Raw genomic sequence first — 7,046 nt, forward strand, 5'->3', positions numbered from 1 at the left:
ATCTTAATAGTCCTGAATCAGTAGCTGATGGGTTGTGAATGTTAATGTAAAGGTCAAGATTACTTCTAAATTATCGGCATGCAGGAGCTGTTAGTGCCTGTAAATCACCTTATGAGGCAGCGTGATGGTTGACGTAAAAGCCCCTGGATGACTAACAGTGATTTCGCTAGTCATCCGGGGGATTAAGGATAATTTAATTAGTAGTCATTATTCAGTTAATAATAGCTGGTCGGCATCGTTAATTTCGATGACCTTGCCAGGCTTTTGCGTAATTAGGCCTTGACGCTCGAATAAGGCGAGCTTACGGCTGATGCTTTCAGGGGTGGTGCCGAGGAACGTCGCCAGGTCCTTTTTCTTTAATGGTAGTTTAAACGTGTCGGTTTTGAGCGCTGCCGCTGTTTCAGTGATATAGTTCGCTAAACGGGCTTCGACGGATTCAGTGGCCGTGCTGGTTGTTTGACGTTCCAGTTGATTGAGACGTTTGCCAAAGACGTTTAAGACATTGATGCTGATACTGGGATATTTTTGCATCAAGTCTTGAAAGTCTGAACGGCGAATACTGCAAACATCTGTCGGTACTAAGGCTTCACCGAATGAGGTTCGCCGTTGATTTTCAAATAAGGCAGCTTCGCCATCGATATCACCAGTTTGTAATAGGTATAGTAACTGCTCGCGACCATTGGCAGCTAGCTGATAGACTTTAACCTGCCCATTGGCAACAATCATCAGTGAATCCAGTGGATCGTCAGCACCAAATAAAGTGCTGCCGGCTGGATAGTGGTGGTGACGAACGATCGATTCGATGGTGTCTAATTGTTCACTACCGAGTTCGCTAAAAATTGGGACTAACTGCACACATTCATGTTCTGCCATAAGGCCCACCTCCTGAATAAATTCACCCTAACTATAACAGATTTTGCTTGGTAGATAGGGTTTGACGTTTTAAATTTCCTACTGTTTTAATAACTATATTGTAGCGTAAAACTTTTTTGAATTTCTTGACGGCCGTCAAGTTCTGATCAATCAAATCCGGTTATGATAGAACCATCAAATGAACGACACGGAGGTAATTGATTATGAAAATTATTATGCAATTAGGAACGTTGACTTGCCCATCATGCATGACCAAGATCGAAAAGGCCGTTGCTAACCATGACGGCGTTGAGAATGTTAAGGTGCTATTCAATGCCAGCAAGGTAAAGGCTAACTTTGATCCTGAAGTGACGAATGCCGATGATTTGGCACAAGTTGTTACCGGACTTGGTTACGAAGTTGAAAACGTCAAGGTTAAGTAGGAGGAATAAACGATGAGTGAACTAACGATCGACGAACAATACGCAGCGGAATTAAAACAGAGTGACATTGATCACCATGTCCCAACAGCGGGCGCAATGACGAATCACATTTTATCTAACTTAATGGTTGCTTACGTTAAGTTGACCCAAGTGAAGTGGTACGTTAAAGGACCACAATCATTGGCATTGCGGACAGCATATCAACGTTTGTTAGACCAGAATGTCCGTCAGTTTGCTGAATTAGGCGAATTACTCCTAGATGAAAACCAGAAGCCATCTTCCACAACGGCTGAATTAACCAAGTATTCCATGTTGGAAGAAAATGGGGCTTTCAAGTATCAATCTGCTGATGAACTCGTGGCCGCAACAATCAAGGATTTTGATACGGAAAACCTATTCGTTGACCGGGCTATCAAGCTTGCTGAAAAAGAAACCCGGCCGGCACTGGCGGCTTGGTTAGTTGTTTATCGTGGCAGTAACAATCGCAATATTCGGGAATTACAAGCTTATCTTGGTAACGATGCTCGAACTGGTTTGGAGGAAGAAGATGAGGATGACAACGATTAGGTCGTTGTCGCTGAAGAATTAAACGCTCTGGATAGCGATTGTGTGGGCAAACTATCCAAGGCGTTTTTGCTATTACAACGGGCCTGCGCTATACTAACGACAATTAAATTATATGGGAGGGCCCCGAGATGGCGATTAGCGACATTGTGATGTGGACATTTGTCTTTATTATTGCGACTGGGTTCGTAACGGTGGTTTCAACGACGGTACTGTTGAAGCGAGCAAAACGAGCGCCCAAGGATGCCGAGCAGTCCCACAGTGATGACGACGATGACTGGAAAAAGGGCGATTGGAAAGATTGACTCGATAAGTTGCCTGACGGATACGGTGCTTAACTGAGTCAACTGGCACTAAAAAGACGGTATAACCAACTGAGATTGGCGACACCGTCTTTTTTGGCGTTATTTGGTTTTTAGCAGTAGATCCAAGGAGTGTTCAAGATTCTGAACATCAGCCGTGGTCATCGCATCTACACAATTATTAATATTACGGGCGATGACGAGTTTCATGGCCTTGTCGATACTTGATTTCACTGCTGAAAGTTGAACTAAGACATCTTCGCAAGGACGATTTTCGTCCATCATACGTAAAACGCCGTCCAGTTGACCAGCCGAACGTTTCAGCCGGGTCTTGATCTGCTTGTTAGTGACATATTCTTCAGTAGTTGCCATGATTCATGATGCCCCCTTCGTAATTAGGCAAGTGCTTTTTTGAGTTCGGCTTCAAAATCAGGCTTAGGACGTGCTCCGACCATGTGACTGACGATTTGGCCATCTTTCTTAATCAGGAAGGTTGGAATTCCTTGAACTTGGAATTGACTGGCCGTAGCTTGGTCATGGTCAATGTTCAATGAAACGAAGTTGACCTGGTCCTTGTAAGCGGGGTCTTCAGAAAGGGACTTAAGAATTGGGTCCATCATGCGACATGGTGGGCACCAGTCCGCGCGAAAATCAATAACGGCGATACCAGTATCTGTTTCTTTGGCAAAATCTTGATCATGTATTTCTTTAACCATTTTAGCTGACTCCTTTAGTAAGTATTTGTCACTAAATAATATACCCCCATAGGTATATACGAGCAAGTGTTCTGCTTCTGGCCGTGGAGGGATTTAAAAAGGACTGATGTATTGGGTGATTAGATAATAACGATTCGTTATGGAAGCTAGCGGCTCCTGAGAATCCACTAGTTGTGATCGCGAGCATTAACGTTGAAGATCTCATGTTGACGCGAGCGTGTTATACTAGCGCTTCATAATTATACAACCCAGGGTATTTGGTAGAATTATGTTGAATTATTAGAAACCGCTTATTTAAGCAAAATAAAACGTTTACATAAATAGTTTTATCTGGTATCTTCAAATTATCATAGATGCTCGGTACCATACGAGGAGGATTTACAGATGACAGGTTCATGGGAAGCACGCTACGCCGCTGAATTTTTTGGCACGCTGATCCTAGTACTACTAGGTAATGGTGCTGTCGCTAACGCATTCCTGAAGAACACGACTGGTAACGATGATCCAGGACTCGCCAATGGAGGATGGCTCCTGGTTGCATCGGGATATGGACTGGGGGTCATGCTCCCAGCCATGATGTTTGGCTCGATTTCTGGTAACCATTTAAACCCCGCGATTACGATTGGGCAAGCCGTGATTGGAATCTTTCCCTGGGCGCACGTTGCGCCTTACTTAATCTGGCAATTTCTAGGAGCAATCGCAGGCCAATGCTTGATTTTGGCACTGTACTGGCCCCATTATCGGCAAACGACTGATAATGAGGCGGTCTTAGGGACGTTTGCAAATAGTGATCATGCGAACAGTCAGTTAAACGGTTTTGTTACGGAAATGGTAGGAACCGCAGTCCTGATTTTTGGTGCCATGGGATTATATCGCGGAATGTTTTTTCATCAAAATATCGATATCGCCAATATTGGCGTTGGACTTTTGATTGCTGCCATGGTTATTTCGTTAGGCGGTCCAACCGGTCCGGCCCTAAATCCGGCCCGTGACTTGGGACCACGGCTAGTACACGCGTTATTACCAGTACCGAACAAGGGTAGTTCTCACTGGGAATATAGTTGGGTTCCCGTGGTTGCCCCAATTATTGGTGCCGTTATTGGAATTTGGATTTATAAGATCTTTTTTGGTTTGTAATCGCAATTAATTAACCGAGCGTATTTATGAAATTATTATTGGTCTATCATTTTTGATTGCAATATGCTAAAACGGTCCGCCGACTAGCTGGGGAAGACTAGTCGGCGGGCCGTTATTGGTTGCTAGGCCTGTAACCAAGTTGGGGAGACTTGATTAAGCTGTGGCTGCTTGAATGGTTTTAGTTGGTTGTTGTTTGTCGAACTTGGTTTGGAAATTGATTAACCGCATAGCGTTGAAGATAACGACTAAGATACTAGCTTCATGGACAAACATCCCACTGGCCATGTAGATATAACCGAAGATTAGCCCAATCAGTAGGAAGGCCACGGTGGCAATGGCGATGAAGATGTTTTCACGAGTGTTCGAGACAGTTTTCTTGGCGAGACCGTGGGCGTGTACTAATGCGGGGAAGCTTGATTGCATCAAGACGACATCGGATGTATCGATGGCAACGTCAGTCCCACTACCCATTGCGATTCCGATATCGGCGTTAGCGATTGAAGGACTGTCGTTGATTCCATCCCCAATAAAGGCGACCGTGTTACCGGCTGCTTTTAGTTTCTTAACGTATTCGACTTTTTCTTCTGGCAAGAGGTTGGCGTGAACTTCATCTAGGTTCAATTCGTTGGCAACGGCTTGAGCGGTGAGTTCATTGTCTCCAGTTAACATAACGAGTTTCTTGATTCCTTGGGCTTTTAATGCGGCGAGGGAGTCCTTCACGCCTGGACGAATCGTATCGGCAATCCCGAAGATGAGTTGAACTTGTCCGTCGACTGCCATGATAACGGTTGATTGACCACCAGCTTGTAAATCATTGAGATCTTTGAGTTGAGTAGGATTTAGTTTGATATTATGAGCCGTCAACATTTTTTGATTACCAATGACAACTTCTTGCTTACCGACTTGTGCACAGATTCCTTGACCCTTAACGGTTCCAGTGTCATCTAGGACGGGAGCGACCCCCACTGACTGCTGGTCGGCATAACTGACGATTGCTTGGCCTAACGGATGGTCGGAAAAGCCCTCAATAGCGGCAGCGAGAGCTAGTTGATTATCCGCATTGTTTGTGTAAGTGTGCATGGTTGTAACGGCAGTGTTACCTTCCGTTAAAGTACCGGTCTTATCGAAGACCAGGGTATCGACTTTGGCAAAAGTATCGACGACTTCACCACCCTTGATCAGGATACCACGCTTGGCACCATTCCCGATTCCGGCAACGTTTGACACTGGGGCGCCGATAACTAAGGCACCTGGGCAACCGAGAACCAGTACCGTGATTGCTAAGCGGAAGTCACGGGAGAAGGCGAAGACTAAGACTGCTAAAACGAGGACGGCAGGCGTATAATATTGAGCAAAGCGGTCGATGAACTTTTCAGCTTTGGACTTGGTATCTTGAGCTTCTTCGACCAATTCAATAATTTTGGCAAAAGTCGTGTCGTCGCCAACCTGAGTCGCTTTGATCTTCAGATAGCCATTTTCAACCATTGTTCCGGAGTAAACCGAGTCCTTGAGTTGCTTGTTGATTTGGCGTGCTTCACCCGTAATTGAGGCTTCGTTAAGGTAGCCGTTACCTTCAACAACAATCCCGTCAACGGGAACCTGACTCCCAGTTTTAACTAGGACAACGTCACCTTCGTCCACATCATCAACGTCGACTTCTTCGGTGCCATCATCAGTAACTAAAGTTGCGGTAGTTGGTGACATGTCAGTCAAGCCTTTGATTGCGGTCCGCGTCTTCTGCAAGGTCTTGCTTTCGAGATAGGAGCCAAACAAGAAGAGGAAAGTAACGATTGCGGATTCGTTGAATTCACCAATAATGAATGCCCCAATCACTGCGATACTAACTAACAGTTCAATACTGAAAACTTTGTTCCGAAGTGCGCTCCAAGCACGAACCGCAATCGGAATGACGGCAATAATTGAAGCAACTGCTAAAATGACTTGGTAACCGAGCGTAAATTGTAAGAGATATTTACTGAGCATCCCAAGAACAATCAGAATCCCCGTAACTAATGTAATTTGATTCGTATGTTTAGTGAGAAATAATTGGAATTTCATAATTTGCAACTCCTTATTTGATTTGATGACCCTAGTATAGTGAGTTCAGCTTGATGGAAACTTGATAGGCGTCAAGTTTTGCGCCGCTTCCTTAATCAGGTGCAGACGCTTTACCCGAATAGCCGGCTTGCTGTAATGATCCCGTTTAATCAGAATTTTGCAGCGATTATTCGCGCGGTCGTGGCCGAATTTATGCAATTGCAACTCATTGAAACGGCTACTTGGCAACTCAGTACCACGGACGGGGTGCATTTAGATTTAGCTGGCTCCCGGATGGCGGGCGAATTAACAGCACAAGCGTTGCGGACACAGTATCCAGATGTCTTTAAATCGTGATCAACCCATCTTATGGTAGATTTCTTATCTGAATTCCAAATGGAAACAGGTGTAAAAGATGAAACATAATGAGCATCTATTAGATAAATCGTATTTCGAAAAAGTCGCTGCACTTTTTAATAAAGGACAGTCTGATCCCCTGCTAGGTGAGGCCATGTTCCCATGATCCTCACCTCGCAAGGGAAAAGACAATCATTGCCATTAAAGCTTCTTGCTTAATCTATTATACAGGGAAATGGGGATAGAATAGTGTCTATACATAATCAGCTTTCTTTAATCTTCGAGCCATAAATAGCCAAGCTATTAACGAAAACAACAGGACTATAAATACCGTGATGTAACTCGTGTTTCCGTGATAAGTTAAAGATTCGATCCAAAAAAAATTAAGACAACTAGGATATTCACGAGAAACCTTGTTTCCAGATGAAAAAACATTTGATGGTAAATACAGGGAAACGATAAATTCAATTAATAATTCGCACTAAGCTTAAAGGCCAATAGGGTATACCCTATTGGTCTTTTTTATTTCTGTGCTATACTAGGAATTACAAGTGTTCATTAGAACTGTCCAAAAGGAGAATTGGAAATGGCTAAAATCGGTTATGCGCGTGTGAGTTCCAAGGAGCAACATTTAGATC

Annotated in this window: 8 protein-coding genes and 1 pseudogene; 5 read left to right on the top strand and 4 right to left on the bottom strand. The window is 44.1% G+C overall.

What is annotated here, in order from left to right:
* Positions 1–207: 207 nt before the first annotated feature.
* Positions 208–873, bottom strand: a complete 666-nt coding sequence (locus tag IV36_RS11090) for a Crp/Fnr family transcriptional regulator (protein WP_056992512.1) — start codon at positions 871–873, stop codon at positions 208–210.
* A 200-nt stretch (positions 874–1,073) separates the two neighbouring features.
* Here IV36_RS11090 and IV36_RS11095 point away from each other — a divergent pair, with 200 nt between their 5' ends.
* From IV36_RS11095 to IV36_RS12320, 3 genes are all read left to right on the top strand, one after another.
* Entirely contained in the window at positions 1,074–1,295 is a 222-nt protein-coding gene (locus IV36_RS11095) for a heavy-metal-associated domain-containing protein (protein ID WP_024272221.1), read from the top strand.
* A 12-nt stretch (positions 1,296–1,307) separates the two neighbouring features.
* The gene (locus tag IV36_RS11100) at positions 1,308–1,862 is read left to right on the top strand and encodes a Dps family protein (RefSeq protein ID WP_056992514.1); all 555 of its coding nucleotides are present in this window, start codon (positions 1,308–1,310) and stop codon (positions 1,860–1,862) included.
* 128 nt (positions 1,863–1,990) lie between these two features.
* On the top strand, positions 1,991–2,164 hold the full coding sequence (locus tag IV36_RS12320) for a hypothetical protein (protein ID WP_156648668.1): 174 nt from the start codon (positions 1,991–1,993) through the stop codon (positions 2,162–2,164).
* Between the two features lie 99 nt (positions 2,165–2,263).
* On the opposite strand, the gene IV36_RS11105 is transcribed toward IV36_RS12320, so the two are convergent.
* Both IV36_RS11105 and IV36_RS11110 read right to left on the bottom strand, forming a co-directional pair.
* Complete coding sequence (locus tag IV36_RS11105) at positions 2,264–2,533, bottom strand: metal-sensitive transcriptional regulator (RefSeq protein WP_032809654.1); 270 nt, start codon at positions 2,531–2,533, stop codon at positions 2,264–2,266.
* A 23-nt stretch (positions 2,534–2,556) separates the two neighbouring features.
* Positions 2,557–2,877: a thioredoxin family protein gene (locus tag IV36_RS11110; RefSeq protein WP_056992517.1), complete on the bottom strand. Its 321-nt coding sequence runs from the start codon at positions 2,875–2,877 to the stop codon at positions 2,557–2,559.
* Positions 2,878–3,261: 384 nt separating this feature from the next.
* Here IV36_RS11110 and IV36_RS11115 point away from each other — a divergent pair, with 384 nt between their 5' ends.
* Positions 3,262–4,014: an MIP/aquaporin family protein gene (locus tag IV36_RS11115; RefSeq protein ID WP_056992520.1), complete on the top strand. Its 753-nt coding sequence runs from the start codon at positions 3,262–3,264 to the stop codon at positions 4,012–4,014.
* Positions 4,015–4,167: 153 nt separating this feature from the next.
* Here the strand turns inward: IV36_RS11115 and IV36_RS11120 are convergent, their stop codons facing one another.
* A complete protein-coding gene (locus IV36_RS11120; protein ID WP_056992522.1) occupies positions 4,168–6,072 on the bottom strand; it encodes a heavy metal translocating P-type ATPase in 1,905 nt (634 codons plus the stop codon).
* A 75-nt stretch (positions 6,073–6,147) separates the two neighbouring features.
* Here IV36_RS11120 and IV36_RS11125 point away from each other — a divergent pair.
* Positions 6,148–6,408: pseudogene (locus tag IV36_RS11125) on the top strand (SGNH/GDSL hydrolase family protein); the annotation flags it as partial.
* Positions 6,409–7,046: the final 638 nt, after the last annotated feature.

Origin of the sequence: Liquorilactobacillus mali (genome assembly GCF_001437155.1) — a bacterium.
Classification (GTDB): Bacteria; Bacillota; Bacilli; order Lactobacillales; family Lactobacillaceae; genus Liquorilactobacillus; species Liquorilactobacillus mali_A.

Coding starts and splice junctions, on each gene's coding strand:
- IV36_RS11090 (WP_056992512.1), bottom strand. CDS start 873: ATGGCAGAACATGAATGTGTGCAGTTAGTCCCAATTTTTAGCGAACTC.
- IV36_RS11100 (WP_056992514.1), top strand. CDS start 1,308: ATGAGTGAACTAACGATCGACGAACAATACGCAGCGGAATTAAAACAG.
- IV36_RS12320 (WP_156648668.1), top strand. CDS start 1,991: ATGGCGATTAGCGACATTGTGATGTGGACATTTGTCTTTATTATTGCG.
- IV36_RS11105 (WP_032809654.1), bottom strand. CDS start 2,533: ATGGCAACTACTGAAGAATATGTCACTAACAAGCAGATCAAGACCCGG.
- IV36_RS11110 (WP_056992517.1), bottom strand. CDS start 2,877: ATGGTTAAAGAAATACATGATCAAGATTTTGCCAAAGAAACAGATACT.
- IV36_RS11115 (WP_056992520.1), top strand. CDS start 3,262: ATGACAGGTTCATGGGAAGCACGCTACGCCGCTGAATTTTTTGGCACG.
- IV36_RS11120 (WP_056992522.1), bottom strand. CDS start 6,072: ATGAAATTCCAATTATTTCTCACTAAACATACGAATCAAATTACATTA.